This window comes from Lysinibacillus sp. FW301-JW8, assembly GCF_058788755.1.
The window spans coordinates 1-1180 of sequence record NZ_JBYTBB010000138.1 but is presented as its reverse complement, the minus strand read 5'-3'; the positions used below and the strand labels follow the sequence as shown (position 1 = coordinate 1180).

Genomic DNA, 1180 nt, shown 5'->3' with positions numbered 1-1180 from the left:
CGGACTCGCCATCACAGCTCAACGTTACAGTGTGCGGATTTGCCTACACACACGCCTTACTGCTTGGACGCGCACAACCAACGGCGCGCTTACCCTATCCTACTGCGTCCCCCCATTTCTCAAACGGTGAGGAGGTGGTACAGGAATATCAACCTGTTGTCCATCGCCTACGCCTATCGGCCTCGGCTTAGGTCCCGACTAACCCTGAGCGGACGAGCCTTCCTCAGGAAACCTTAGTCATACGGTGGACGGGATTCTCACCCGTCTTTCGCTACTCATACCGGCATTCTCACTTCTAAGCGCTCCACCAGTCCTTCCGGTCTGACTTCAACGCACTTAGAACGCTCTCCTACCACTGACATCGTAGATGTCAATCCACAGCTTCGGTGAATCGTTTAGCCCCGATACATTTTCGGCGCAGCGTCACTCGACCAGTGAGCTATTACGCACTCTTTAAATGATGGCTGCTTCTAAGCCAACATCCTGGTTGTCTGTGCAACGCCACATCCTTTTCCACTTAACGATTACTTTGGGACCTTAGCTGGTGGTCTGGGCTGTTTCCCTTTTGACTACGGATCTTATCACTCGCAGTCTGACTCCCGTGTATAAATATCTGGCATTCGGAGTTTGTCTGAATTCGGTAAACCGGGATGGCCCCCTAGTCCAAACAGTGCTCTACCTCCAGTATTCTCATCACGAGGCTAGCCCTAAAGCTATTTCGGAGAGAACCAGCTATCTCCAAGTTCGATTGGAATTTCTCCGCTACCCACACCTCATCCCCGCACTTTTCAACGTGCGTGGGTTCGGGCCTCCAGTAAGTGTTACCTCACCTTCACCCTGGACATGGGTAGATCACCTGGTTTCGGGTCTACGACCACGTACTATTTCGCCCTATTCAGACTCGCTTTCGCTGCGGCTCCGCCTTCTAAAGCTTAACCTCGCACGTAATCGTAACTCGCCGGTTCATTCTACAAAAGGCACGCTATCACCCATTAACGGGCTCTAACTACTTGTAGGCACACGGTTTCAGGATCTCTTTCACTCCCCTTCCGGGGTGCTTTTCACCTTTCCCTCACGGTACTGGTTCACTATCGGTCACTAGGTAGTATTTAGCCTTGGGAGATGGTCCTCCCGGATTCCGACGGAATTTCACGTGTTCCGCCGTACTCAGGATCCACTC

General features: G+C 52.3%; 1 rRNA gene (cut by a window edge). It reads right to left on the bottom strand.

The features are described from left to right. A 23S ribosomal RNA gene (locus AC3WOM_RS26585) occupies positions 1–1180 on the bottom strand (its annotated part extends 1442 nt beyond the left edge of the window); the annotation flags it as partial.